Source organism: Streptomyces sp. DH-12, assembly GCF_002899455.1.
GTDB lineage: Bacteria > Actinomycetota > Actinomycetes > Streptomycetales > Streptomycetaceae > Streptomyces.
The window spans coordinates 4,575,271-4,600,069 of the sequence record NZ_PPFB01000001.1; the positions used below are offsets into that span (position 1 = coordinate 4,575,271).

The window sequence follows — 24,799 nt, forward strand, 5'->3', positions numbered from 1 at the left end:
GCTCCGTGCGACCGTGACCGTACCGCCGAGGTCACGACGTACGGAGCCCCGTGATGGCCGATCTCCAGGACGACCTGCACACCGCCGCCGAGGTCGGCCGCACCGACGAGCCGTACCCGCAGGAGGCGGTGGTCGTCGGGCCGGAGGAGTACCGGCCCGTCTCCGACCCGGACGACGCCCCCCTCGACCGCGCCCGGGCCGTCCTCGCCGCCCACCCCGTCTGCGACGGCTACAGCGGACTGCCGTGGACGCTGCGCGGACTGCCCTGGTACGACCTCGACCTGGGGGAGAGCGCCGTCGACGCGGACCTGCCCCGGCTGCGCAAGGGGCAGGTCGGCGCCGTGTTCTGGTCGCTGCACCTGCCCGGGGGCCACGACGGGGACCGGGCGCTCACCGCGACCCTGGAACAGCTCGACCTGGCGCAGGCGGTCGTCGCTGCCCACGACGAGGGACTGCGCCCCGCCCGCACCGCGGGGGAGGTCGTCGACGCCCGCAACCGCGGCCGGATCGCCGTGCTGTTCGGGCCGGCCGGCGCGCCCGCGCTCGGCGACTCCCTGAGCGTCCTGCGCGCGCTGCACGCCCTCGGCGTGCGGGTGCTCACCCTCACCGGCACCTCCTGGGCGGGGCCCGCCGGGCTCACCCGCTTCGGCGAGGAGGTCGTGCGCGAGATGAACCGGCTCGGCGTGGTCGCCGACCTCTCCCACGCCTCCACCCCGACCGTCCGCCGCGCCCTGACCGTGTCCAAGGCGCCGGTGCTGTTCAGCCGGTCCGGCGCCCGCGACCTGCGCCCGCACCCGGCCAACCTGCCCGACGACCTGCTCGTCGCGGTGGGCGAGGCGAAGGGGCTGTGCCTGGTGCCGCTCACCGCCGAGCAGGCCGGGCCGACGGTCCGCGACGTCGCCGACCACCTCGACCACGTCCGCACCCTCGCCGGCCCGGACTGCGTCGGCCTCTCCGGCGCCTACGACACCGGCACCGCCCACCCGCAGGAACTGCGCGACCCGTCCTGCTACCCGCGCCTCGTCGCCGAGCTGCTCCGGCGCGGCTGGGACGAGTCCGACGTCGCCCTCCTGACCTGGGGCAACGTCCAACGCGTCCTCCGCGCGGCGGCCTTCGCCGCGCACACCGCCCAGCAGCGCCGCAAGCCGTCGACGGCGACGATCACCGCCCTCGACGGCTGAGCGGCGCCGGCCCGGACCGAGCCCGGCTTCTCGGCGCCCCCGCGGGCCCGTGCCCTACGGCTGTTCGATGCGGCACAGGCAGAAGGGATGGCCCGCCGGGTCGGCGTAGACGCGGAAGTCCTTGGACGTGTCGTCCTCGCGGTCCAGGACGCGCGCCCCGAGGGCCAGCACCTTCTCCTCGGCCGCGTCGACCTCCTCCCAGGTGCCGCCCGCGTCGAAGTCGAGGTGGAACTGCTGGGAGTCGTGGTCGGCGCTCGGCCAGGCCGGCGGGGTGAACCCGGGGGCCCGCTGGAAGGCGAGCCGCGGGCCCGAGGGGATGTGGAGGACCACCCAGTCCTCGTCCTCCGCCACGGGCGTGCCGCCGGCGACGGCCGCGTAGAAGACGGCCAGTTCACCCGGGTCGGGGCAGTCCAGGACGACATTGCGCAGTCGTGCCACGGGGGCCATGTATCCCTCCTGGTCTCAGCAGGCGCACAGGCAGAACGGGTGCCCGGCCGGGTCCGCGTAAACCCGGAAGCCGCGCGAACGGTCCTCCGTGTCCAGCGGCTCCGCGCCCAGCGCCAGGACCTCCTTCTCGGCCGCGTCCAGGTCCTCGACGGTCAGGTCGAGGTGGAACTGCTGGGAGCGGTCCGCGGCCGGCCACCGCGGCGGCACGTGTCCCTCGGCCCGCTGGAAGGACAGCGTCGGCCCGCCGGGCACCTCCACGTCCACCCAGTCGCCCTCCCCGTCCACCGTGCCGCCCACGATGCCGGCGTAGAAACCGGCCAGCGCGCGCGGGTCCGGACAGTCCAGGACGACGGCGCCCACCTTCGCTACGGACATGACTGCCTCCTCGAGTTACCGCCTGAAGCGGTCTACGGGTAACCGTTACCGCATGCTCCCTCATGACCGGTAACGTCGCAAGGGGATCGAGGGAGGTACCGTCGCGTCATGAGCGAGAGAGCGGCCCCGCCCGGGCGGCTGACCCTGATCCAGGCCCTGGTCAACACGGTGGACCTCGCCACCGGGGACGACGCGCTGGACACCCCCGGGGGCCGCGCGTCCTTCGGGCTCACCGAGGACGCCGTCGACGACGCCCGCGTCCTGCGCGAGTCGCTGCGGGCCACCCTGCTCGCGCACGCCGGCCACCCCGCCCACCGCCCGGTCGTCCCGCTCGGCGACCTGCTCGCCCGCGCGCCCCTGGTGATCACGGTCGACCCCGCCGACGGCTCGGCCGCCCTCGCGCCGGCCGACGAGGGGCCGCTGCTCGGCCGGGTCGCCGCCGCCGTCGCCGAGGCGCTCACGGCCGGCACCTGGCAGCGCCTCAAGGCATGCGAGTCCCCCGACTGCCACTGGGCCTACTACGACCGCAGCCCCGGCGGACGCGGCCGCTGGTGCTCCATGCAGGTGTGCGGGGCCCGCGCGAAGATGCGCCGGTACCGGGCGAAGCAGGGGTAGTCCCGCCACGCCCGCGCCTGTTGGGGCAGAATGCGACACGACGCCGGTTCGGCCGACTGAGCCTCGGCCGAACCGGCGTCGCCTGTGTCCGTCGGATCCCGGGCGGGTGCGTCAGGCCCCGGGACGTCCCATCGCCCGGAAGCGCCAGCCGGCCCGCCGCCACACCTCCGCGTCGAGCGCGTTGCGCCCGTCCAGCACCACCCGCTCGGCCGCCGCCTCGCCCAGCTCCGCCGGGTCCAGCTCGCGGAACTCCCGCCACTCCGTCAGGTGCAGCACGACATGGGCGCCGCGCACCGCCTCCAGCGCCGAGCCGGCGTACCCGAGCGTCGGGAACAGACGGCGGGCGTTGTCCATGCCCTTCGGGTCGTAGACCGTCACCTGGCCGCCCTGGAGGTGGATCTGCCCCGCCACGTTCAGCGCCGGCGAGTCACGGACGTCGTCCGAGTCCGGCTTGAAGGTCGCGCCCAGCACCGCCACCCGCTTGCCGAGGAACGGCCCGCCCCCCAGCTCCTGCCGGGTCAGCTCCACCATCCGGCCGCGCTGGCGCATGTTGATCGAGTCGATCTCGCGCAGGAACGTCAGCGCCTGGTCCGCGCCCAGCTCACCGGCGCGCGCCATGAACGCCCGGATGTCCTTCGGCAGACACCCGCCGCCGAAGCCGATGCCGGCCCGCAGGAACTTCCGGCCGATCCGGTCGTCGTACCCGATCGCCTCCGCCAGCTTGGCGACGTCCCCGCCGGTGGCCTCGCACAGCTCCGCCATCGCGTTGATGAACGAGATCTTGGTGGCCAGGAAGGAGTTCGCGGACGTCTTCACCAGCTCCGCCGTCGGGAAGTCCGTCACCACGAACGGCGTGCCCTCCTCGACCGGCGTGGCGTACACCTCGCGCAGCAGCTTCTCCGACCGCTCGCTGCGCACGCCCACCACGATCCGGTCCGGGTGCAGCGTGTCCTGCACCGCGAAGCCCTCGCGCAGGAACTCCGGGTTCCAGGCCAGCTCCGCGTCCGCCCCGGCCGGCGCGTGCTCGGCGAGGTAGGCGGCCAGCCGGTCGGCCGACCCGACGGGCACCGTCGACTTGCCCACGACCAGCGCGGGACCCTTCAGGTGCGGGGCGAGCGAGGCGATCGCCGCGTCGACGTACGACATGTCGCAGGCGTACTCGCCGTGCCGCTGCGGGGTGTTCACGCAGACGAAGTGGACGTCGCCGAACTCGCCCAGCTCGGCCCAGTCCATGGTGAACCGCAGCCGGCCGGTCGAGCCCTCGATCCCGGCCACGTGCCGGCGCAGCAGCTCCTCGAGCCCCGGCTCGTACATCGGGACCTCGCCCCGGCGCAGCTTGTCGATCTTCTCCGGGACCACGTCGAGGCCCAGCACCTCGAAGCCCAGCTCCGCCATGGCCGCCGCGTGGGTCGCGCCGAGATAACCGGTGCCGATCACGGTGATCTTGAGGGCCATGGGGTGCTCCAGGGGTCTGCGGCAGGCACGTGCGCGCCCGAGCATATCCGGGGCGTCCGCGTCCGCCCTGACCGGCGGCCGCCCGGCTGTCGCCCAGCTCACCTATCCACGGCCCCGGGGGAGGGCTAACATTTGAGTTACTTAACGGTAGTTAGCGTGATCAGCATCGCAGCGTTTTGGAGCGTGAGAGACCTTGGCCGGATCGGCTGACTTCGACCTGTACCGCCCGTCCGAGGAGCACGACATGCTCCGCGACGCCGTCCGCTCGCTGGCCGAGGCGAAGATCGCGCCGCACGCCGCCGCGGTGGACGAGGAGGCCCGCTTCCCCCGCGAGGCCCTCGACGCGCTCGTCGCCAACGACCTGCACGCCGTCCACGTCCCCGAGGAGTACGGCGGCGCCGGCGCGGACGCCCTCGCCACGGTCATCGTGATCGAGGAGGTGGCCCGTGTCTGCGCGTCCTCCTCTCTCATCCCCGCCGTGAACAAGCTGGGCTCGCTGCCGGTCATCCTCTCCGGCTCCGAGGCGCTGAAGAAGAAGTACATGGCCCCGCTCGCCAAGGGCGAGGCGATGTTCTCGTACTGCCTGTCCGAGCCGGACGCCGGTTCCGACGCCGCCGGCATGAAGACCCGCGCCGTCCGCGACGGCGACTTCTGGGTGCTCAACGGCGTGAAGCGCTGGATCACCAACGCCGGCGAGTCCGAGTTCTACACGGTGATGGCCGTCACCGACCCGGAGAAGCGCTCCAAGGGCATCTCCGCCTTCGTCGTGGAGAAGTCCGACGAGGGCGTCTCCTTCGGCGCTCCGGAGAAGAAGCTCGGCATCAAGGGCTCGCCCACCCGCGAGGTCTACCTGGACAACGTCCGCATCCCCGCCGACCGCATGATCGGCGAGGAGGGCACCGGCTTCGCCACCGCGATGCGGACCCTGGACCACACCCGCATCACCATCGCCGCCCAGGCCCTCGGCATCGCCCAGGGCGCCCTCGACTACGCCAAGGGCTACGTCAAGGAGCGCAAGCAGTTCGGCAAGCCGATCGCCGACTTCCAGGGCGTGCAGTTCATGCTCGCCGACATGGCCATGAAGATCGAGGCCGCCCGCCAGCTCACCTACGCCGCCGCGGCCAAGTCCGAGCGGGGCGACAGCGACCTGACCTTCCAGGGCGCCGCCGCCAAGTGCTTCGCCTCCGACGTGGCCATGGAGGTCACCACGGACGCCGTCCAGCTCCTCGGCGGCTACGGCTACACCCGCGACTACCCGGTCGAGCGGATGATGCGCGACGCGAAGATCACGCAGATCTACGAAGGCACCAACCAGGTCCAGCGGATCGTGATGGCGCGCAACCTGCCGTAGAGCGACGGGCGTGACCGCGAGAGGGCGTCCGGGATCCCCCGGGCGCCCTCCGGGCTGTCCGGCCCGGGCGCGGTCACCTGCGCCAGAACAGGTGGTGCGCCACCCCGCTCGGGCTGGGCACGATCTCCAGGTGGTACCGGTCGAGCAGGTCCTCGGGGGAGTCCCACAGCCGCAGGCCGGAGCCCAGCTTCACCGGCGACACCGCCACGTGCAGGGTGTCCACGAGTCCGGCGTCGAGGAACTGGCGCACGGTCGTGACCCCGCCGCCGAGCCGCACGTCCTTGCCGTTCGCCGCCTCCCGCGCCAGGTCCAGCACCCGCTCCGGGTCGCCCTCGACGAAGTGGAACGTGGTGTCGGACAGCGTGAACGACGGCCGCGGGTGGTGGGTCAGCACGAACACCGGCGTGCGGAACGGCGGCTCGTCCCCCCACCAGCCCAGCCACTCGTGGTCGTGCCAGGGCCCGCGCTGGGGCCCGAACTTGTTGCGGCCCATGATCTCCGCGCCGATGTTGTGGGCGAAGTCACGGGTGAAGTAGTCGTCGAGGCCCCGGGTCCCGCCGGGCGCGGTGCGGTTCGGCCAGCTCGCGGTCGCTCCCGCCCAGGCGAACAGCTCCCCGGGGTTCACATGGCCGAAAGGGTGCTCCAGACTCTGGTCCTCGCCCGCGCCGATCCCGTCGGCCGAGACGTTGAAATTCTGCACGCGCAGCAGCTGAGACACTGTTCCTCCTGACATCGGTGACAGGAGGTGGACTCCCCGGGCGCGGAGAACTCATCGGCGCCGGCTCACAGGAAACGCCGGATCGGGGTGACCGCGGTCTCCGCGAGGCGGGCGCGCAGGGGGCGCCGCCTCCAGCGGGCCGGGTCGATCGGCTCGCTCTGCTTGCGGTCGGCGTCGAAGTCGGCGTCGAGCCGGGCGGTGAAGTCCTCGTCGAGGACGGCCAGCATGACCTCCTCGTCGTGCTCCAGGGAGCGGCGGTTGAAGTTGGTGGAGCCGATCAGGGAGCAGACGCCGTCCACCGTGATGATCTTCGTGTGGAGCATGGTCGGCTGGTACTCCCGCACCTCCACGCCCGCGTCCACCAGCGTCTGGTAGTGCTGCCGCCCGGCGAGCAGGCAGGCGCGCTGGTCGGTGTGCGGCCCGGGCAGCAGGATCTCCACCTCGACGCCCCGGCGGGCGGCGGCCGCCAGCAGGTCGACGAAATAGGCGTCGGGCGCGAAGTACGCCGTGGACAGCCGGAACCGCTCCCGCGCCGAGGTGATCACCACGCGCAGCAGGGTCTGCATGTCCTGCCAGCCGAAGCTGGCCGAGCCCCGCACCACCTGGACCGTGGCGTTGCCGGGCTGCTCCTGCGGGGTGAAGCGGTCGCACGCGTCGTACAGCTCGTCGTGGCACTCGGCCCAGTTCTGCGCGAAGGCCGCCGCGATGCCGTCCACGGCCGGTCCGCGGACCCGGACGTGGGTGTCGCGCCACTCGCCGGGGTTGCGGGCGTCGCCGCACCACTCCTGCGCGATGCCGACCCCGCCGGTGAAGGCGGTGTGCTCGTCGGTGACCAGGACCTTGCGGTGGCAGCGGTGGTTCTGCCGCATCGGCGACAGCCGGGTGGGCTTGCGGAACCACGCCACGTGGACGCCGGCGTCCTCCATCGCCTTCAGCAGCTCCGGCTCTATCTCCTTGGCGCCGAAGCCGTCCAGCAGCAGGCGCACGCGGACGCCCGCGCGGGCCCGGTCGGCCAGCGCCTCGGCGAACTCCCGCGCGATGTCGCCCCGCCAGTAGACGAACGTCATCATGTCGACCGTGTGCTCCGCGGCGCGGACCGCCTCCAGCATCGCGGGGAAGATCTCGTCGCCGTTGCGCAGCGGCACGAGTTCGTTGCCCTCGGTCGCCGCGATGCCGATGAGCCGTTCCAGCCGTCTGCGCAGCCGCTTCCGCTCCGTCTGTGGTGTCACGTCCCTCTCCCCTGTGTGTCTGCCGACCGCCCCCTCGGCGCCGTGGTCAGGGGCGCCATCCCCCTTCTTGCCGTTCCCGGCCCGGCCAAGCGGCGTCCTGTGGTGGTCATGGACACAGAGGCGTAGGACGGGAGGTGCGAGGGCCGAACGGCGGTCCCCGCCGTCCCCCGGGAGGAACCATGACCCAGCAGCAGCCGGCCACGGAACCGCTGAGCAAGGAGATGCAGGACTGCGTCCAGGCGTGCATGGCCTGCCACGGCGTGTGCGAGGAGACCATGAGCGCGTGTCTGCAGACGGGCGGCGAGGCCCACACGCGGATCATGCGGGCGCTCCTGGACTGTTCGGAGATGACCCGCATGTGCGCGGACATGATGATGCGCCGCTCGCCGCTGGCGAACGAGATGTGCATGATGTGCGCGCAGGCCTGCGACCTGTGCGCCGAGGCGTGCATGTCGATGCCGGACGACGAGCGGATGACGCGGTGCGCCGAGTCCTGCCGCCGCTGCTCCGAGACGTGCCGTGCGATGGCGGGCGCCCCGATGTGACGGACGTGCCGGACACGCGCGAGGGCACCCCCGCGGGGGTGCCCTCGTCACGGTGACCGCGGAGGCGTCAGTCGCCCTTGACGGTGACCTTCTCGTCGTTGTTCAGCTGGTCGACCAGCTGCTTCACCTTCTCCTTGTCCCACAGCAGGTTGCCGCCGCTGGACCCGGAGACCGGCATGTTCATCGACGTGCCCTCGCCGCCGCTGACGCCCTTCATCGACCAGAACATGTCGGCCAGGTCGAACAGGCCCATGTCCTTGTCGACGATCAGGGAGTCCATGCCCGCGCCCAGGGTCGGGTACAGCCTGAACGGGTTGAGCACGGTGCTGGGGGTGGCCGCCTGGTCGGCCAGGGCGGACAGGAACTTCTGCTGGTTCTTGGTGCGGTCCAGGTCGGAGCCGGCGAGCGCGTAGCGGGTGCGGACGAAGGCGAGCGCCTCCTCGCCGTTCAGGGTCTGCTTGCCCTTCTTGAGGTCGGCGCCGGACTTGGTGTCCTTGATGTCCTGCGGGATGTCGATCTCCACGCCGCCGAGCGCGTCCACGATGTTCGCGAAGCCGGCGAAGCCGATCTCCACGTAGTGGTCGATGTACAGGCCGGTGTTGAACTCGACGGTGCGGACCAGCAGTTCGGGGCCGTCCTCGGCGTACGCGGCGTTCAGCTTCACCTGGCGGCCGGTGCCCTGGTAGACCTTCCCGGACTCGGAGCCCTTGAAGGTGGGGATCTCCACGTTGGAGTCACGGGGGAGCGATATGAGGGTCGAACCGTTGTCCCCGGTGTGCAGGATCATCATCGAGTCCGTGCGCTTGCCCTCGGAGGAGCCGGTGCGCAGCCGCTTCTTGTCCTCGGCGGACAGGCCCTCGCGGCTGTCGGAGCCGACGATGAGGTAGTTGGTGCCCTCGCCCTTCTCGGGCCGCTCGATCACCTTCGACAGGTCGACCTCGCGGTTGAGCTTGGAGTCGGCCCAGAAGTAGGTGGCGACGGTGGTGACGAACACCACGGTCACCAGGGTGATGGCCGTCCACTTGATACGGCGCCGCCAGTCCGGCGCGGGGCGCTGCGGGCCGTGGCCGTCACCGCCGCCGCGTCCGCCCGCGCCGTACACCTGGCCGGTGTTGTAGCCGCTGTCGTAGCCGCCTCCGTGGCCCTGGCCGTCGACGTAGCCGGGCTGCTGCGGAACCGAGCCGTGGGCGCCCTGCCCGGGAGGGGTGGGCTGTCCGCGCCGGACCTGCCGCATGACACGGGCGCTCTCGGGCTGTGCGCTCGCGCTCCCGCGTCCGTAGCGGCGGCCGCGGTTGTCGTCGGACCATGCCTCGGGCCAATCATTCATGGCAGACAGTGTGCAGGTCCGGACGGGCGGCCATACACGGGTCGTCGGAAATCAGGACCGCGCTGTTGCGAAGCTGACACAAAATGGCTGGTCGTCACCTCGGCATAAGGTGGATGCCATGACAGACCAGGCCCCTGCCGCGCAGACGGACAGTCCGGAGATCCCGGGCAAGCCCGTCTCGGCGTCCCGCACCACCCTCAGCCACATCATGACCCACAGCGACACCAATCTCCTGGGCACCGTGCACGGTGGGGTGATCATGAAACTGGTCGACGACGCGGCGGGCGCCGTCGCCGGCCGCCACTCCGGAGGACCGGCCGTGACGGCCTCCATGGACGAGATGGCGTTCCTCGAGCCGGTCCGCGTGGGTGATCTTGTTCACGTCAAGGCCCAGGTCAACTGGACCGGCCGGAGCTCGATGGAGGTCGGGGTGCGGGTCCTGGCCGAGCGCTGGAACGAGTCGACGCCGGCCACGCACGTCGGCTCCGCCTACCTCGTGTTCGCCGCCGTCGACGCCGACGGCAAGCCGCGCCGGGTGCCGCCGGTCGTCCCGGAGACCGAACAGGACCGCCGCCGCTACCAGGAGGCCCAGATCCGCCGCACCCACCGCCTGGCCCGCCGCCGGGCGATCCTGGACCTCCGCGAGAAGCGCGCGGCGGAGGGCTTCGAGGACTGACGCGCCCGCCCGGAGCCCGCCACGCGGCGGCCCGCCCGGACGCGGCTCAGCCGCAGTTGACCTCGTCGCCGCGGACCACTCCGAACTCTCCCTGGCCCGGGTCCCGGGGGCGTACCTTGCGGACCTTCTCGAAGTCGGTGCCCGCGACGACCTTCAGGGTGGGGCCCTGGCCCTCGACCGGGCGGAGTTCGCTGCCGGGGAGCGCCGCCGCGAGGGACTTCGCCGAGCGGTCCCAGCGGGGGTCGTAGGCGACGACCGTGCGCGTGTGGTCCTGACGGGCGGCGTTGACGGGGGCCTTGGTGGTGTCGAAGCCGGTCGCCGCCAGGGCCGCGTCCACGCGCCGGCCGAGACCGGGCGTGCGGGTGCCGTTCTCGACCTGCACGCGGATCTGCTTCGGGTCGACCGGCACCCGCAGGGCCGCGCCGGACGAGGACCGCGCGGACAGCGGCTGGTCGCGGCGGAGCGCGTCGAAGATGCGCTCGGACTTCTCCGGGTCCCACTTCAGCGTCGAGCCGATGCCCTTCACCACGTGGCCCGGCGTCACCACGGGCACGGTGGTGAACTCCGACGACGACGGCGAGAAGTTCCGCATCGCCCGCCCCAGGTCGAGCAGCTCACCGGCGCCGAACCCCTCGTCCGCGCGGACCGAGCCGAGCACCGCGCGGGTGACGTCCCGGAACCTCATCGGGTTCAGCAGGATCCCGGACGAGGCGGCCCGCTCCACCAGCGCCGCGAGGAAGTGCTGCTGCCGCCTCATCCGGCTGAGGTCGGAACCCCCGTCGACGTGCCGGGCGCGGACGTACTGCAGGGCCTCGCCGCCCTTGAGGGTGTGCCGGCCCGCGGGCAGGTCGAGCCCGCTGCGGCTGTCCCTCAGCCGCTGGTCGGTGCAGATCTCCACACCGCCGACGACGTCGACGGTCTTCATGAAGCTGGCGAAGTCGACCTCCAGGTAATGGTCGATCTTCACCCGGGTCATCTTCTCCACCGTCCGCACGGTGAGCTGCGGCCCGCCCTCCGCGTAGGCCGCGTTCAGCCTCAGCGGATGCCCCTTGTGCCGCTGCCCGCTCACCCGGTCGGTGTGCGGGGGCGTCTCGGCGTAGGAGTCGCGGGGCAGGCTGACGACGCTGGCGCGGTCCCGGTCCTCCGAGATGTGCACGATCATGATCGTGTCCGTGCAGTGGCAGGGCGCCCCGCCGAGCCGGTACTTCTCCCGCTCCTCCTCGCCGACGCTGTCCCGCCCGTCCGTGCCGACCAGCAGGATGTTCATGCCGTGCCCGGCCCGCGGCCGGTTCTTCATGTCGCGGAAGGGGTCGACCCGTGCGATGTCGTCGTCGAGCCCGCTGAGCACCGCGTGCCCGATCCCGGCGGACGCGAGCACCACGACCGACAGCGCGGTGACCGTGCGCATGACCCAGCGCGGCCGGCGGCGCGGGGGCGCGGGCGGGTGCGGGGCCGGGCGGGACGGCCGCGCCGGGCGCCGCCCGGGGGTTCGGGGCCGTGGGGAGCGCGGCGGCGTGGGCAAGGGGGCACCTCCGGACGACGGCCGAGCGTGGAATCGTGAGCACCGTAGGCCGATACGATCTGCGGCCCCGCGCACAGCACCCCGGCACGCGCAACCGTGTCCCCCGTTCGCGGTAACGTGAGGCTCCTATGAACGCCAATCCCGACGTGCGGCCCCCGGCCGTTTCCGTGATCATGCCCGTCCTCAACGAGGAGCGGCATCTGCGCGGCGCGGTCCGCGCGATCCTCGCCCAGGAGTACGCCGGTGAGATGGAGGTCGTGATCGCCCTCGGTCCGTCCACGGACCGCACGGACGAGATCGCCGCCGAACTCGTCGCCGAGGACCCGCGGGTGCGCACCGTGCCCAATCCGACCGGCCGCACCCCGGCCGCCCTCAACGCGGCGATCGAGGCCTCGCGCCATCCGGTCGTGGTCCGCGTCGACGGCCACGGGATGCTCTCCCCGAACTACATCGCCACCGCCGTACGCCTCCTGGAGGAGACCGGCGCGCAGAACGTCGGCGGCGTCATGCACGCCGAGGGCGAGAACGACTGGGAGCGCGCCGTCGCCGCCGCGATGACCTCGAAGATCGGCGTGGGCAACGCCGCCTTCCACACCGGCGGCGAGGCGGGCCCCGCCGAGACCGTGTACCTGGGCGTGTTCCGGCGCGAGGCGCTGGAGCGGCAGGGCGGCTACAACGTGGAGTTCATCCGCGCCCAGGACTGGGAGCTGAACTTCCGCATCCGCGAGGCGGGCGGGCTCATCTGGTTCTCGCCCGAGCTGAGGGTGTCGTACCGGCCCCGCCCGTCCGTGCGGGCGCTCGCCAAGCAGTACAAGGACTACGGCCGTTGGCGCCACGTGGTGGCCCGCTACCACGCCGGCTCCATCAACCTGCGCTACCTCGCCCCGCCGACCGCGGTGTGCGCGATCGCGGCCGGCCTCGTGGTGGGCGCGGCGCTCACCCCGTGGGGCTTCGTGGTCCCCGGCGGCTACCTCGCGGCGATCGTGGCGGGCTCCATACCCGCCGGCAAGGGGCTGCCGCTGAAGGCGCGGCTGCGCATCCCGGTGGCCCTGGCCACCATGCACATGTCGTGGGGCTGGGGCTTCCTGACCAGCCCGCGCTCGCTGGCGAAGAAGGTCATCGCCTCCCGGCGCCCCGCCGTCCGGGCGGAGGACGCCAAGGCGGCCTGACGCCCCGTCCGCCCTGCACGCCGAGAGCCGAAGGCCCCTTCCCGCGCCGGGAAGGGGCCTTCGCGCTCACCAGGTGAAGGCGGGGTCCACGTGCATGCAGGCCTTGTCGTCCGCGCCGTTGAGCGCCTGCGCCGACTCGGGCATGGCGTCGTCCTCCTCGGGCGCCTCGTACCGCGTGCCCTCGCGCCAGTCGGCGCCCACGACGAGCGTCACGCCGGACACGTCGGTGGACCGCTTCACCGCGTCGGCCGGGATGCCGAGGACCGCGGCGACACGGCGGGCGTCGCCCTCCAGGTCGGCGCTCGGGTAGCGCACCACCGTGCGCTCCTCGGCGGAGGCGCCGTCGGTGTCGGCGGTGGCGCTCGTGAAGCCCTTCTCCCGGAGCTCCCCGGCGATGGCGCCGGCCCGGTCGGGGGCGGGCGCGAGGGCGTCGGTGCGGGTGCCGTTGCGGACCTGCACGGCGATGTCGGCGTCCTCGGCGGCCGGATCGGCGGGCGGCTTCTCCACGAGGGGCTTCGGCTCGGCGTCCCTGCCGTCCAGGGCGATGTCCTCGCGCACCAGCCGGAACAGCTTCTCGGCGTCCTCGGTGGGCTCCACGCGGGCGCCCACGTACCGGTTGGGCATCGTGGTCATGGTGATGCGCTCCGGCGGCACCTTCCGCAGCTCGGTGCTCAGGTCGTACAGCTTCTTCACCGTGTCGAGGCCGGGGTCGACGGTGAGCGCGCGGGTGGCCTCCTCGGCCAGCCGGCGCAGGCTGTTGGGGCTGCTGAGGGTGGCGTTCTCGCGCAGCTGCCGGGCCAGCGAGTTCATGTACATGTGCTGAGCCTTGGCGCGCGCCAGGTCGCTGCCGTCCTCGAAGCCGTACCGGGTGCGCAGCCACTGCAGGGCCTGCTCGCCCTTGACGGGGTGGGTGCCCTTCGGCAGCTTCAGCCCGGAGCCGTGCCCCTGGCTGTCGCGCGAGTGGATGTTGGCGTCGACGCAGACGGGGACGCCGCCGATCGCGTCCGCCATGGCCACCACGCCCGCGAAGTCCACCATGACGAAGTGGTCGATGTGGATGCCGGTGAGCTCCTGCCAGGTGGCCACCGTGCAGCCCGGACCGCCGTGCCCGAGGCTCTGGTTGGCCATCACGCGGCCCTCGCTCGCCGGGTACACCGTGCCGTCGTCGGGGTCGGTGCACTTGGGGATGTGCAGCAGGGTGTCGCGCGGCATGCTGATCACGGACATGTTGCTGCGGTCGGCGGACAGGTGCACCAGCATCTGCACGTCCGCCAGCGGCGTGGAGCCGAACGTCTCGCGGGCGCCGCCGAGTTCCTGGTTCGCCTCGCTGTCCCGCGCGTCGCTGCCGATGAGCAGGATGTTCAGCGGGGTCTGGCCGGCCGCGTTGGGCGTCGGCGCGGCGACCTTGCTGTCGCCGAGGTTCAGCGGGTCCTTCTTGATGTTGTCGTTGAGCTGCCGGTAGTACAGGAAACCCGCCCCGCCGGCCGCGAGGACGAGCAGCGCGAGCACCGCGGCCGACCACGTGAGTATCCGGCGGCCGCGCCGGGGGCGGGGGCCCGTGCCGTCGGCGGGCGGCTCGTCGTCGGGAGCCGGCGCGAGCTCCTCGTCGCGGGCCTTCTCCCGCGTGGCGTTCTGTGTCACTGCCCTGTCCTTCCCACCCCTGGAAACACCTCGCTCCGGCGCGCAGGCCCGCCCTGCGTCCTGTTAGACGCACGACGGGCCCGTCAGTTGCCCCCGGTCATCCCTCGATTTCCCCGAGGGACGGCGGGGGCCCGGCCGCGGTCGCTACCAGCGGTACGGCGCGTACACGTCCATGCAGGCGCCCTTCTCCGCCGCGCTCAGCGCGTCGGCGTCGTCCGGCAGGTCCCCCGCCTTCGGCGGCTCCGGCTCCGGGTACGTCCCGCCCTCCCGCCAGTCCGCGCCGACCACCACGGTGACGTCCGTGACGTCGTCCGACCGGCGGACCGAACCCGCCGGGATGCCCAGGGACTCGGCGACCCGCCGGGCGTCCCCCCGCAGACCGGCGGCCGGGTAGCGCACGACGGTCCGCTCCTCGGCGCCGGCGGCGGAGGTGTCGGGCGCGGCGCGGGTGAAGCCCCGCCCGGCCAGCTCCCGGGCGACCGCGCCCGCCCGGCCGGCGACCGGGCCCTGGGCCGCGGACCGGGTGGCGTTGCGCACCAGCACCGCGATCTCGCCGTCGGGGGCGGAGGGGTCCCCCGTGCGCTCCTCGCGGGACGGCTTCCCGGACGTGCCCGAGCCGCTCGCCGCGCCCTTGCCGCCCTTCGTGTCGAACGGCACGTCGTCGCGGAGCAGCGCCCAGACCTGCTCGGCGTCCTCCCCCGCGGGGAGCAGGTGGTTGGCGTTCCGCGGGTCCGGGACGGTCGGCAGGGCCGTCATGGTGATGCGGTCCGGCGGCACCGTCCTGAGCTGCATCGCCAGGTCGTACAGCTTCTTCACCGAGCCGATCTCCTCGGAGACCCGGAGCGACCTGGTGGCCGCCTCGGCGAGGTCGGTGAGCCGGCCGGTGTCGGTGAAGACGTTCTGGCCGCGCAGGGTGCGGATCATCGAGGTGAGGTACATGCGCTGCGCGCGGGTGCGCAGCACGTCGCTGCCCCACGCGTGCCGGGTGCGCAGCCACTGGAGCGCCCGCACGCCCTCCACCTCGGTCTTCCCGGCCCGCAGCTTCAGGCCCGAGCCGCCGGGCACGCCGGGCAGCGGCCGGTCCCACACGTTCTGCCGGACGCAGACCTCGACGCCGCCGACCGCGTCGGCCATCCGCACCACGCCCGCGAAGTCGACGGTCATCCAGTGGTCGACGTAGACACCGGTGAGGTTCTCCCAGGTGGCGAGCGTGCAGCCCGGACCGCCGCGTCCCAGCGAGGTGTTGATGATGTCGTTGGTCGCCGGGTACGCCGTCCCGGTGTCCGGGTCGGTGCACCGGGGGATGTCGACGCGGGTGTCGCGCGGGATGCTCACCACGGCCGCGCTCTTCCGGTCGGCGGCCAGGTGGATCAGCATCTGCACGTCACCGAGCGGCGGGTTGTCGCGGTGGGCCCTGCCGCCGCCGAGTTCCACGTTGGCGTCGGAGGCGCGGCTGTCGGAGCCGATCAGCAGGATGTTGAGGGGCGTCTGCCCGGCCGCGTTCGGCTCCGACCTCTCGGCCTTGGAGTCGCCGCTGCTGCGCTCGCCCTTCACCAGGTTGTCGTTGAGGTGGTCGTAGTACAGGTAACCGGCGCCCGCCGTGCCGAGTATCAGCACCGCCAGGGTCGTCGCCGACCAGCGCAGGGCGCGCCGCGCCCGTCCGCCGCGCGGTCTCCCGCCGCCCGTGCCGCCGCCCTCCGGGGCGCGCCGCCCCTCGGGACGGCCCTCCTCCGGCGGGCCGGACCGGCGCGGGGCGCTGTCCGGCCGTGCCCCCTTTTCGTACGCGTCGCTTCGCATCATCGTGCGGTGTCGCTCCCCAACCCCTGGACACGGGACGGGCCCGTCCGCGCCCCGTGGAACGCGAGACGGGCCCGGTCAGGCGCCTATTCGGCGCACACGACCTTGTCCGCCGTGGACGTGGACTTCTTGATGTCGTCGGGCGCCTTGTCCGGGGGCGTGAGCGACACGCCCGCGCCCTTGAAGTCCTTGCCGAGGGTCAGCGTCATCGCGGGCAGGCCCTGGGAGTTGGTGACGCTCTCGCCGGGCTGCATCGCCGCCCCGGACAGACCCATGATGGCGGCCAGCCGACGCGCCTCGTCCGCCTGCTCGGGGGCGTACTCGAGGGTGGTCTTCGCCAGCTCCGCGGGCGCGTTGCCCCCGTTCTCCGACTTGTTGACGCCCTGCTGGACCTGGAGCCAGCTCAGGGTCGACTGGGCGCTTCCGGCGGGCGCGCCGCCGTTGAGGACGCGCACCCGCACCTCGGACGCCGGGGCCTTCTCGCCCTTCAGGCGGGCGGCGACGGCGGCCTTCTCCTTCTTCTGCTGCTGCTTGACCTCGGTGAACGACACGTCGTTGCGGATCAGGTCGAAGACCTCGGCGGCCTTGGCCTCGTTGAGGACGACCGTCGCCTTCACCGTCTCCGCCGGGTTGTCGACCACCGGCACGGTCGCGAACGTCAGGTTCTTGACGTTCAGTTTGCCCAGCTCCAGGCCGAGGTCCTTGAGCTTGTTGATGCTGCTCAGCTGGGAGTCGACGGTGAGCGCCTCGGTGCCCGCCTCGGCCAGTTTGATCATCTTCGTCGGGCTGGTGAGCGTGTCGTTCGACTTCAGCTTGCGCATCAGCGCGCTCAGGAACTGCTGCTGCAGCCCGATCCGGCTCAGGTCGCCGCCCAGCCCCACCGAGTGACGGGTGCGCACGAACGCCAGGGCCTCCTCGCCCTCGATGGTGTGCGTGCCCTTGGGCAGCTTCAGGTGCGAGTCCGGGTCGTCGATGTCCTTGGCCAGGCACACCTCGACGCCGCCGACCGCCGTGGTCAGCGTCTTCACCGCGTTGAAGTCCGCCACCATGAAGTTGTCCGGCTTGATGCCGGTCAGCTCGGTCACGGTCCGCATGGTGCAGCTCGGCGTACGGCCGTTCTGGCCGAGGCTGGTGTTGAAGCGGACGCCGGTGGAGCCGGGGATGACCTTCTCGCTGCCGTCCTCCTGCTCGGTCGGGCAGTCCGGGATGTCGACTATCAGGTCGCGCGGGATGCTCAGCGCGGTCGCGTTCGTACGGTCCTTGGAGACGTGCAGCAGGATCGTGGTGTCGGCGTGGCCCGCGCTGCCCTTGTCGCCGTAGCCCTCGTTGCCCGCGCCGGTGCGCTTGTCGGTGCCGATCAGCAGGATGTTGATGGCCTGGTCCTTCTTGAAGCCACCGGTGCTCGCGCCGTCGTCCGACACGGTCGTGATGTTGTCGTTGAGGTGCTCCAGGTACAGGTAGCCGGCCACGCCCGTGCCGAGCACCAGGAAGGCCAGGGTGCCGCTGCCCCACAGCAGCGCCTTCTTCGCCTTCTTGTTCTTCTTCGCCGGCCGGCGGCCGCGGCGGCCCGCCGACGGCTCCTCCGGTGCGCCCCGGCGCCGGCGCTGCGGCGGCACCTCCCGCCCGGACGTCTCACGCTCGGGGGAGGCACGGCCGGGGCGCTCGGGCGCCTCGTCGGGCGACGCCGACCGGGCACGCGGCTGTCCCGCGCCCGGCTTCCGCTGTCCCGCACCCGGCTTCCGCGGCCCGCGCGGGGCCGGAATGGGCGACTGCGGTGCGGAAGGGCTCAGTCGCAGTTCGTATTCGCCGGTGTTCGGATTGAGTACCCACTGATCTGCGGGATCGATGTTCTCCCCCCGCCCACGGCCTTGCGCGTCCACGGTCGCTCGAATCCTCCGTCGGGGCCACGCGGCGCCTTTCCCCTCCCAGGCGCTCGGGTCTCGGTCACACAGTGCGGGATCTCAGGACGGACCTGAAGGAACGGACGCACCGGATGGCTCACACTAACGGCCCGGATCGGTCTCCGGCGACGCCGGTGACGAATTCCACGCCTTCACAAGGGGCAATCCGCCCATTTCTGTGGACAGGAGTTCGCAATCCGGGAGTTGCCTTTGAGTTTCCTTTACGCGCAGGTGTCCTCGGCGGCGGTGTTCCCGGAGAACGTCGGAGCCGGGGACGCGCTGTCCGCCGGCGCCGCTGTTTCCTTTTCCGTGGCCTTTCGCTCACCGTGCGTATCCACGCGCACCGGTTCGTCCTTGCGCAGCCGCTCGAACAGTTTCCCGGCGGCGGGCTGGGCGAGCTGATCCCGATTCACGTCCCCGGCGTAGGACTCCCTTGGGACGGTGAGGAATTGCACACCTTCCGCGGGGATGTCGCGCAGGCCCCGTACGAGTTCGTACAAACCGCGCAGGCTGGCGAGTCCGGGGTCGGTGGTGAGGGACGAGGTGGCCGCGTCCAGGACGGGATACAGCTTCACCGGATTCAGCAGGATCTCGTTGCTGCGGACCTTGTTCACCAGCGCGCCGAGGAACCGCTGCTGCCGCTCGATGCGGCCGGTGTCGCTGCCGTCCCCGAGGGTCTTGCGCACCCGGACGTAGCCGAGCGCCTGTTCGCCGTCGAGGGTCACCCGCCCCGCCGGCAGGCGCAGGCGGGCGTCCTCGTCGTCGATGGGCTCGCTCAGGCACACCTCGACGCCGTCCACCGCGTCGACCATGTCCTTGAACCCCTCGAAGTCGACGACGGCATGGTGGTCGACGCGGATGTCGGTGAGGTTCTCGACGGTGCGGACGGTGCAGGCCGAACCGCCCACCTCGAAGGCGGAGTTGAACTGCGCGAACATCGGCGCCGAACGCGACCCGTCCGGGCGGCGGCAGCCGGGCACGTCCACCATCAGGTCGCGCGGTATCGACACCGCGGTGGCACTGTGCCGGCCCGCCGACAGGTGCAGCAGGATCACCGTGTCCGAGCGTTCGGTGCCCGGGTCGCGCCCGTAGCGGCGGTTCTCCGCGCCCGCGCGCGAGTCCGACCCGATCAGCAGGACGTTGAGGGCGTCCTTCACCAGCGCGGTGGGCCGGTCCTTCTCGAACCGGGCGAGTTCGGCCGCCGCCGCCTCGTCCGGGGTGATGTTCCCCTCCAGCTTCATGTACACCGCCCACCCGGCGGCCGCGGCGCCCACCAGCGCGAGGGACACCCCGAGGCCGACGCCCCACCCCCAGCGCCGGCGGCGACGGCGGCCGCGGCCGCACCCGCTCGGCGAGGAGCCGGCGCCCGGACCGAGGGGCCGCCCCGCCGCCCCCTGCCCCTCGGGGGCCGCGCCTGCGGTGTCGCTCATGCCGGTTCCACCCCTCCCTGCGTCCGGGCCGGGACGGCGTACGGGTGCGGCCCGCTGTGCGTGCCGCGCGGGTGCGCCCCGCCCGGGTGCGTGCCCTCGGGCGCGTGCCGCTTCCTACGACTGTGGCCCGGGCGAGGGAGGGGCGGGGGGTGGTGTTGCGCCGAACGGGTGAGGCGGGCTCCGGGGCCGCTCTGCGGCGGCCGGGGCGCCGAGGGCGGGTCAGCGGGCGATGACCGTGACCCGTTCGCTCTCCACGCGCTGGTCGAGGGCCTCGGGGGCCAGCCGGTCGAGGTTGCGGCACAGCACCACGGAGCCGCCGGTCGCCAGCGGCGCGTACAGCCCGGCGACGAGGCCCTCCCACGTGTCGTACGGCAGCCCCGAGAGGACGCGCGAGCCGGGGCCGGTCAGCCCCAGGTCCGGCGCCTCCGCGCGGGCCCGCTCGACGACCTCCGCGCCGGAGAACTCCCGGCCCGCCACGATCAGCGCCGGCTCCTCCGGGTCGACGGGCGCGTACGGCACGAACCGGTCGCCCTGGCCCGGCACCTCCACGGCGTAGTCGGCGAAACCCTCCGGCGGCTGGGGGAAACGCCCGCCGAGCGGCCGCAGCGCCAGCGCGACGCGGGGGCCCGAGCAGGCGCGGGCGGCCGCCAGCGACTCCGGCTCCGGACCGCTCACCACCACGTCCGCCGCGGCCGGGTCGCCGCCGACGTCCGCGACCACCCCGACGGACGCGCACGCCAGCAGCCACACCGCGGTCTGCCAGTGCGCGGGCAGCAGCAGGGTCACCCGGTCGCCCGGTTCGACGGACAGCTCGTCCTGGAGCAGGTTGGCGGTCTTGGCCACCCAATTGGCGAAGGTGGCCACGGACAATTCGACCCGCTCGCCCGTGGCGTCGTCGTAGAAGGTCACCAGGGGGCGTCCCGGGTCCGCGGCGAGCGCGGAACCCAGCAGGTCGGCAGGGGTGCGGTCGGTGGCGTTCACCCGCGCAAGGGTACGCGGCCCCGGCCGCGCGCACCCTCCGCGCGGGCCGGGCGCGGGCCACCGGTTCGGGGGAACGGCGGCCGACGGGCCGTCATCTGAGCGATGGACAGATTTGTCTGACTGTGTCCAAGCTCAGGGGCATGCGTGGAATCCTTGCTTCCTCAATCGGCGTCACCTGCGCCGCGGCCCTCGCCCTTCCGTCCGCCCCGCCCGCGGCAGCGTCCGCCGGGACGCCGGTGCCGGTGGCGGACGCGGCCACGCGTACCGCGGGGACGGCCGAAGTCCCGGCCGATGTCCCCGGCAGCACCCGGTCACTGCCCCTGCGCCCCCTCACCCACGACCGTGCCTCCGGCGCCGTCCTCGGCCTGACACCCCGGACAGTGCCCGCGTTCTCCCTCCTCGGCGTCGTCTGGGACGACCCCTCCGCCGCCCTGCACGGCCGCGTGCAGGTCCGCACCCGTGCGGCCGGCACGGGGGAGTGGTCCGGCTGGCAGGACGTCGAGACCCACTACACCGAGCACGGGGCGGACCCGGACACCGCGGAGGCCGCCTCCGGGCAGGTGCGGGGGGCCACGGCGCCGCTGTGGGTGGGGGAGTCGGACGGGGTGGAGGTGCGGGTGCTGCCGGAGTCCGGCGAGCCGGAAGGCCGTCCGGGGGACGTCGATCCCGTCGACACCGGGGCGGGTGAGGAGCAGTCAGGCGGGGAGGGGCAGTCAGGCGGGGAAGGGGCGGGTGAGACGGACGGGGTGTCCGCCCTGCCGGCCGGGCTGCGGCTCGACCTGGTCGATCCGGGGGAGGCCGAGCCCGATCCGGGGGAGGCCGAGCCCGCCGACGGCGCCGAGGCGCCTCGTACGGGCGCCATGACCGCCGGGGCGAAGGCCGCCTCCGCCGCCAACTCCGCCCTCGCGCCGCTCGGCGCCACCGAGATCCCCGCGCTGACCGCCGAGGAGACGCGCGAGGAGCTCGTCACCCTGCGCGGCACCGAACTGACCGAGCAGCAGCAGGCCACGCCGTACATCGGGCCGCGCCCCGCCATCGTCACCCGGCACGGCTGGGGAGCGGACGAGAGCCTGCGGGAGAAGAAGTTCGCCTACACCAGCAAGGTGAAGGCGGCCTTCGTGCACCACACCGCCTCCGGCAACGGCTACTCCTGCTCGCAGGCGCCCTCCCTGATCCGCGGCTTCTACCGCTACCACACGAAGAGCCTGGGCTGGCGGGACATCGGCTACAACTTCCTCGTCGACAAGTGCGGCCGCATCTACGAGGGCCGGGCCGGCGGCGTGGCCGAACCGGTCAAGGGCGCCCACACCCTCGGGTTCAACTCCAGGACCACCGGCATCGCCGTCATCGGCTCCTACGGCTCCAAGAATCCGCCGTCCAAGGCGGTGAAGGCCGTCGCCCGGCTCACCGCCTGGAAACTGGGGCTGCACGGCATGAATCCGAAGGCGAAGACATCCCTGACGTCCGCCGGGGGCAACCTGTACGCGAAAGGCAAGAAGGTGAAGATGAAGGTGATCTCCGGTCACCGGGACGGGGTCAACACCTCCTGCCCCGGGGGGAAGCTGTACAAGAAGCTGAGCAGCGTGCGCTCCGAGGCGGCCGGGTACCAGGGCCGCTGAGGAGGCCGGTCACAGGACCGGTCACAGCGCCGGTCACAGCGCCGGCCGGAGGACTGGCCGCGGCGCCGGCCGGGGAGCCGGCCGCTCCGATCCTGCCGGGGCCCTCTGCATACACTGGCCGGCCGAAAGACAGTTCGGCCGGACCCGGCAGGAAGCAGAGACGACAGGTGACAGAAGCGATCCTCCTGGTCGGCGGCAAGGGCACGCGGCTGCGCCCGCTCACGGTGCACACGCCCAAGCCGATGGTCCCGGCGGCCGGGGTGCCGTTCCTCACGCACCAGCTCGCGCGGGCGCGCGCGGCGGGCGTGGAGCACATCGTCCTCGCCACGTCGTACCTGGCCGAGGTGTTCGAGCCGCACTTCGGTGACGGGTCGGCGCTGGGGCTGCACATCGAGTACGTCACGGAGGAGGAGCCGCTCGGCACGGGCGGCGCCATCCGCAACGTCGCCTCGCGGCTGCACTCGGGGCCGGACGAGCCGGTGCTGGTGTTCAACGGGGACATCCTCACGGGGCTGGACATCCGGGCGCTGGTGCGGACGCACGAGACGTCGGGCGCGGATGTCTCGCTGCACCTGACGCGGGTGACCGACCCGCGTGCGTACGGGCTGGTGCCGACGGACGGGACGGGGCGGGTGCTGGCGTTCCTGGAGAAGCCGCAGACGCCGGAGGAGATCGTCACCGACCAGATCAACGCGGGGGCGTACGTGTTCCGGCGCTCGGTCATCGACACGATCCCCGCGGGGCGGGTGGTGTCGGTCGAGCGGGAGACGTTCCCGGGGCTGCTGGCCGCGGGGGCGCACCTTCAGGGCATGGTCGACTCGACGTACTGGCTGGACCTCGGGACGCCGGCGGCGTTCGTGCGGGGGTCGGCCGATCTGGTGCTCGGCAAGGCGCCGTCGCCTGCCGTGCCGGGGCGGTGCGGGGACCGGCTGGTGCTGCCCACGGCGACGGTGGCGCCGGACGCGAAGCTGGCGGGCGGGACCGTGGTGGGCGAGGGGGCGTTCGTCGCGGAGGGCGCGCGGGTGTTCGGGTCCACGATCCTGCCGGGCGCGGTGATCGAGCCGGGGGCGGTCGTGACGGACTCACTGATCGGGACGCGGGCGCGGGTGGGGGAACGGTCGGTGCTGACCGGCACGGTCATAGGGGACGGCGCGGTCGTCGGGGCCCACAACGAGCTGCGGGAGGGCGTGCGGGTGTGGTGCGACGCGCGCATCCCGGCGGGGGCGGTGCGTTTCTCCTCGGACCAGTAGAGGGCTGGGTTCCGCTGGTGGGGGTTGAGGTGTGACGCCTGTGGTGCGGGGTTCTGTCGGTGGTGGGTCCAGCGCCTGTGGTGGGGCGTTCCGTGCGGTGGGGGTGAGGTGTGACGCCTGCGGCGCAAGGTCGCTGCCCGGTGGGGGCGGGCGTGGCGCCCACGGGCGGTGAGTGGTGCGGGGCCGCGGCAGGGGCGGTCGTCCTCGGTCTGGCGCGAGAGTGCGTACCGGTGAGGCACAGGGCGCGGACGCGCCAGCCGCTGCGGGCGCCCGCCCCCACCCCGTCCCCTCCCCGCCACGGGCGGCCGCATCCCGCCCATGGTGGGCGAGCCGCCTCGCCGTACGCGGCTACCGCCCGGCCGTTCGGGGCGCGCCGCCCGCCCACTGCGGCCCAGTGCCTTAAAGACCTGGGAGGTGCCCCCGGGCGGCACAGATGGGCGCCGGGGTGCGCGGACACCCCCCGGCCCGTACCCACGCCGGGTGACGGAGAAGAAGGGGTGCGCAGCACAACGTAGGGTGCCGCGACGCGCGGAGTCTCAGAGGCGGGCGATGTCGCCGTGCGGCATGCGGGGCGCCCGCCGCGCAGGCGTCCTCCCGCTCAGCAGGATCAACCGCACCGCACGGTGCCGCTGTCCCGCATAAGGCTCCAGCAACGACAGCATGACGGAGTCGTCCGCATCCCGGTCCCCCGCCAACGCCCACCCCACGATCCCCGGCAGATGCAGATCCCCCGTCGTCACCGAGTCCGCCGCCCCGTGACTCCGCTGCACCGTCTCCGCCGACGTCCACGGCCCGATCCCGGACACCAGTTCCAGCCGCGCCCGCGCCTCCTCGGGAGGCATCCCCGCCGCCTCCTCCAGCCGCGCGGCGACCCGCACCGCGCGCAGCACGGTGGACGCCCGCTTGTCGTCGACGCCGGCGCGATGCCACTCCCAGGAGGGGATCAGCGCCCAGGTGCGCGGCGCCGGCATCACCGCCATCCGTTCGGGCGCGGGCCCGGGCGCCGGCATGCCGTACGTGCGGACCAGCAGCCGCCACGCCCGGTACGCCTCCCCGGTCGTGACCTTCTGCTCCAGGATCGACGGGATCAGCGACTCCAGCACCAGCCCGGTGCGCAGCAGCCGCAGTCCCGGCAGGCGGTGACGGGTGAACGCCAGCAGCCGGTGCCGGGGGACGAAGGCGGACGGGTCGTCGGCGGCGCCGAGCAGTTCGGGGAGGCGGTCGAGGAGCCAGTCCGCGCCGGGGCCCCAGGCCTCGCCCCGGACGCCGTCGTCCGACCGGGTCACCCGGAGCGTCCCGGGCCCCACGGGCGTCAGGCTGGCCCGCCACGCGGCGCCGTCCGGGGTCGTACGGAACGTGGGGTCGCCGGCACCGCGGCGCAGCGGGCCGAGGACGAGGCCGAGGTCCAGGGGGCCGTCCGGCACGTACGTCCGTGCCCGGGGCGCGTCCGGCGCCTGACGCGGGACCCGCGCGGGCACGGCGGCCTGCCCGCCGCGCACGCTGGTCCGTGTCGGGCGGGGGGCGAAGCGTCCGGCCACGAGAGTCCCCCGGGGTGAGAGTGAAGGGCTCC

The 24,799-nt window shown here is 73.1% G+C and carries 21 protein-coding genes; 8 read left to right on the forward strand and 13 right to left on the reverse strand.

Annotated elements, in window-relative coordinates; genetic code table 11:
* Positions 1-53 precede the first annotated feature (53 nt).
* Positions 54-1,181 (forward strand): dipeptidase, encoded by a 1,128-nt coding sequence (locus tag C1708_RS19560; protein WP_106413894.1) that lies wholly within the window; start codon positions 54-56, stop codon positions 1,179-1,181.
* A gap of 54 nt (positions 1,182-1,235) precedes the next feature.
* On the opposite strand, the gene C1708_RS19565 is transcribed toward C1708_RS19560, so the two are convergent.
* The gene (locus C1708_RS19565) at positions 1,236-1,628 is read right to left on the reverse strand and encodes a VOC family protein (protein ID WP_106413895.1); all 393 of its coding nucleotides are present in this window, start codon (positions 1,626-1,628) and stop codon (positions 1,236-1,238) included.
* 15 nt (positions 1,629-1,643) lie between these two features.
* A complete protein-coding gene (locus C1708_RS19570; protein ID WP_106413896.1) occupies positions 1,644-2,003 on the reverse strand; it encodes a VOC family protein in 360 nt (119 codons plus the stop codon).
* A 108-nt stretch (positions 2,004-2,111) separates the two neighbouring features.
* Between C1708_RS19570 and C1708_RS19575 the strand changes: the two genes are divergently transcribed.
* Positions 2,112-2,618 (forward strand): CGNR zinc finger domain-containing protein, encoded by a 507-nt coding sequence (locus C1708_RS19575; protein WP_106413897.1) that lies wholly within the window; start codon positions 2,112-2,114, stop codon positions 2,616-2,618.
* Positions 2,619-2,729: 111 nt separating this feature from the next.
* Here C1708_RS19575 and C1708_RS19580 read toward each other — a convergent pair whose 3' ends face one another.
* Complete coding sequence (locus C1708_RS19580) at positions 2,730-4,073, reverse strand: UDP-glucose dehydrogenase family protein (RefSeq protein ID WP_106413898.1); 1,344 nt, start codon at positions 4,071-4,073, stop codon at positions 2,730-2,732.
* 193 nt (positions 4,074-4,266) lie between these two features.
* Here C1708_RS19580 and C1708_RS19585 point away from each other — a divergent pair, with 193 nt between their 5' ends.
* On the forward strand, positions 4,267-5,424 hold the full coding sequence (locus tag C1708_RS19585) for an acyl-CoA dehydrogenase (protein WP_106413899.1): 1,158 nt from the start codon (positions 4,267-4,269) through the stop codon (positions 5,422-5,424).
* Positions 5,425-5,497: 73 nt separating this feature from the next.
* On the opposite strand, the gene C1708_RS19590 is transcribed toward C1708_RS19585, so the two are convergent.
* Together C1708_RS19590 and C1708_RS19595 are read right to left on the reverse strand one after the other, a co-directional pair.
* Entirely contained in the window at positions 5,498-6,142 is a 645-nt protein-coding gene (locus C1708_RS19590; RefSeq protein WP_106413900.1) for a dihydrofolate reductase family protein, read from the reverse strand.
* A gap of 65 nt (positions 6,143-6,207) precedes the next feature.
* The gene (locus C1708_RS19595) at positions 6,208-7,371 is read right to left on the reverse strand and encodes a phospholipase D-like domain-containing protein (RefSeq protein WP_106413901.1); all 1,164 of its coding nucleotides are present in this window, start codon (positions 7,369-7,371) and stop codon (positions 6,208-6,210) included.
* A 179-nt stretch (positions 7,372-7,550) separates the two neighbouring features.
* On the opposite strand from C1708_RS19595, the gene C1708_RS19600 reads away from it, so the two are divergent.
* Positions 7,551-7,916, forward strand: a complete 366-nt coding sequence (locus C1708_RS19600; RefSeq protein ID WP_106413902.1) for a four-helix bundle copper-binding protein — start codon at positions 7,551-7,553, stop codon at positions 7,914-7,916.
* A gap of 67 nt (positions 7,917-7,983) precedes the next feature.
* Here the strand turns inward: C1708_RS19600 and C1708_RS19605 are convergent, their stop codons facing one another.
* Positions 7,984-9,243, reverse strand: a complete 1,260-nt coding sequence (locus tag C1708_RS19605; protein WP_106413903.1) for an LCP family protein — start codon at positions 9,241-9,243, stop codon at positions 7,984-7,986.
* Positions 9,244-9,361: 118 nt separating this feature from the next.
* Between C1708_RS19605 and C1708_RS19610 the strand changes: the two genes are divergently transcribed.
* Positions 9,362-9,919, forward strand: a complete 558-nt coding sequence (locus tag C1708_RS19610; protein ID WP_106413904.1) for an acyl-CoA thioesterase — start codon at positions 9,362-9,364, stop codon at positions 9,917-9,919.
* Positions 9,920-9,965: 46 nt separating this feature from the next.
* On the opposite strand, the gene C1708_RS19615 is transcribed toward C1708_RS19610, so the two are convergent.
* The gene (locus C1708_RS19615) at positions 9,966-11,441 is read right to left on the reverse strand and encodes an LCP family protein (protein ID WP_502696074.1); all 1,476 of its coding nucleotides are present in this window, start codon (positions 11,439-11,441) and stop codon (positions 9,966-9,968) included.
* Between the two features lie 128 nt (positions 11,442-11,569).
* Between C1708_RS19615 and C1708_RS19625 the strand changes: the two genes are divergently transcribed.
* Entirely contained in the window at positions 11,570-12,610 is a 1,041-nt protein-coding gene (locus C1708_RS19625; RefSeq protein WP_106413907.1) for a glycosyltransferase family 2 protein, read from the forward strand.
* Between the two features lie 66 nt (positions 12,611-12,676).
* On the opposite strand, the gene C1708_RS19630 is transcribed toward C1708_RS19625, so the two are convergent.
* From C1708_RS19630 to C1708_RS19650, 5 genes are all read right to left on the reverse strand, one after another.
* Positions 12,677-14,251, reverse strand: coding sequence for an LCP family protein (locus tag C1708_RS19630; protein ID WP_106413908.1), 1,575 nt, complete (start codon positions 14,249-14,251; stop codon positions 12,677-12,679).
* Between the two features lie 144 nt (positions 14,252-14,395).
* The gene (locus C1708_RS19635) at positions 14,396-16,051 is read right to left on the reverse strand and encodes an LCP family protein (RefSeq protein WP_106413909.1); all 1,656 of its coding nucleotides are present in this window, start codon (positions 16,049-16,051) and stop codon (positions 14,396-14,398) included.
* An 83-nt stretch (positions 16,052-16,134) separates the two neighbouring features.
* Positions 16,135-17,928, reverse strand: a complete 1,794-nt coding sequence (locus C1708_RS19640) for an LCP family protein (RefSeq protein WP_106413910.1) — start codon at positions 17,926-17,928, stop codon at positions 16,135-16,137.
* 242 nt (positions 17,929-18,170) lie between these two features.
* Positions 18,171-19,379 (reverse strand): LCP family protein, encoded by a 1,209-nt coding sequence (locus tag C1708_RS19645; RefSeq protein WP_106413911.1) that lies wholly within the window; start codon positions 19,377-19,379, stop codon positions 18,171-18,173.
* Positions 19,380-19,598: 219 nt separating this feature from the next.
* Positions 19,599-20,360: a TIGR03089 family protein gene (locus C1708_RS19650; RefSeq protein ID WP_106413912.1), complete on the reverse strand. Its 762-nt coding sequence runs from the start codon at positions 20,358-20,360 to the stop codon at positions 19,599-19,601.
* Positions 20,361-20,500: 140 nt separating this feature from the next.
* On the opposite strand from C1708_RS19650, the gene C1708_RS19655 reads away from it, so the two are divergent.
* Both C1708_RS19655 and manB read left to right on the forward strand, forming a co-directional pair.
* Positions 20,501-21,979, forward strand: coding sequence for a peptidoglycan recognition protein family protein (locus C1708_RS19655; RefSeq protein WP_106413913.1), 1,479 nt, complete (start codon positions 20,501-20,503; stop codon positions 21,977-21,979).
* Between the two features lie 167 nt (positions 21,980-22,146).
* Positions 22,147-23,229, forward strand: a complete 1,083-nt coding sequence (gene manB / locus C1708_RS19660) for a mannose-1-phosphate guanylyltransferase (protein WP_106413914.1) — start codon at positions 22,147-22,149, stop codon at positions 23,227-23,229.
* 536 nt (positions 23,230-23,765) lie between these two features.
* Here the strand turns inward: manB and C1708_RS19665 are convergent.
* Positions 23,766-24,767 carry a DNA-3-methyladenine glycosylase family protein gene (locus C1708_RS19665; protein ID WP_106413915.1) on the reverse strand — a complete coding sequence of 334 codons (1,002 nt, stop codon included), beginning with the start codon at positions 24,765-24,767 and terminating at the stop codon, positions 23,766-23,768.
* Between the last annotated feature and the right edge of the window lie 32 nt (positions 24,768-24,799).

Bases quoted from the DNA above. Each gene is read 5' to 3' on its own strand.
- C1708_RS19575 (WP_106413897.1), top strand. From the start codon at position 2,112: ATGAGCGAGAGAGCGGCCCCGCCCGGGCGGCTGACCCTGATCCAGGCC.
- C1708_RS19625 (WP_106413907.1), top strand. From the start codon at position 11,570: ATGAACGCCAATCCCGACGTGCGGCCCCCGGCCGTTTCCGTGATCATG.
- C1708_RS19570 (WP_106413896.1), bottom strand. From the start codon at position 2,003: ATGTCCGTAGCGAAGGTGGGCGCCGTCGTCCTGGACTGTCCGGACCCG.
- C1708_RS19580 (WP_106413898.1), bottom strand. From the start codon at position 4,073: ATGGCCCTCAAGATCACCGTGATCGGCACCGGTTATCTCGGCGCGACC.
- C1708_RS19560 (WP_106413894.1), top strand. From the start codon at position 54: ATGGCCGATCTCCAGGACGACCTGCACACCGCCGCCGAGGTCGGCCGC.
- C1708_RS19655 (WP_106413913.1), top strand. From the start codon at position 20,501: ATGCGTGGAATCCTTGCTTCCTCAATCGGCGTCACCTGCGCCGCGGCC.
- C1708_RS19635 (WP_106413909.1), bottom strand. From the start codon at position 16,051: ATGATGCGAAGCGACGCGTACGAAAAGGGGGCACGGCCGGACAGCGCC.
- C1708_RS19645 (WP_106413911.1), bottom strand. From the start codon at position 19,379: ATGAGCGACACCGCAGGCGCGGCCCCCGAGGGGCAGGGGGCGGCGGGG.
- C1708_RS19600 (WP_106413902.1), top strand. From the start codon at position 7,551: ATGACCCAGCAGCAGCCGGCCACGGAACCGCTGAGCAAGGAGATGCAG.
- C1708_RS19610 (WP_106413904.1), top strand. From the start codon at position 9,362: ATGACAGACCAGGCCCCTGCCGCGCAGACGGACAGTCCGGAGATCCCG.
- C1708_RS19565 (WP_106413895.1), bottom strand. From the start codon at position 1,628: ATGGCCCCCGTGGCACGACTGCGCAATGTCGTCCTGGACTGCCCCGAC.
- C1708_RS19605 (WP_106413903.1), bottom strand. From the start codon at position 9,243: ATGAATGATTGGCCCGAGGCATGGTCCGACGACAACCGCGGCCGCCGC.